This window comes from Pseudomonas sp. SIMBA_068, from assembly GCF_046534705.1.
Lineage (GTDB): Bacteria > Pseudomonadota > Gammaproteobacteria > Pseudomonadales > Pseudomonadaceae > Aquipseudomonas > Aquipseudomonas putida.
This window is the reverse complement of the sequence record NZ_JAWRYI010001945.1, coordinates 1-207: the sequence shown is the minus strand read 5'-3', so window position 1 is coordinate 207 and position 207 is coordinate 1. Positions and strand designations below refer to the sequence as shown.

Below are 207 nucleotides of genomic sequence, written 5' to 3'. Positions count from 1 at the left end.
ACGCTGAGCGACGGCAAGACCGTCATCACCGTACCGGCCAATGGCACCAGCGGTTCGATCAGCGTGACTGCTCCGGACAACGTCTACGTTGGCAGCAACACCCCGGTAGTACAGTCGATCGCGACTGTTACGGGCGCGGATGTCGGCAAGTTCGAACAGCTGACCCTGGACAAGACTCCTGTCAGCACCCAGGTCACTGACGAGCCA

The 207-nt window shown here is 60.9% G+C and carries 1 protein-coding gene; it reads left to right on the top strand.

Annotated features, from left to right (window positions below):
• The coding region (locus tag SB756_RS36580) for an immunoglobulin-like domain-containing protein (RefSeq protein WP_410914162.1) at positions 1-207 on the top strand (207 nt) is incomplete at both ends.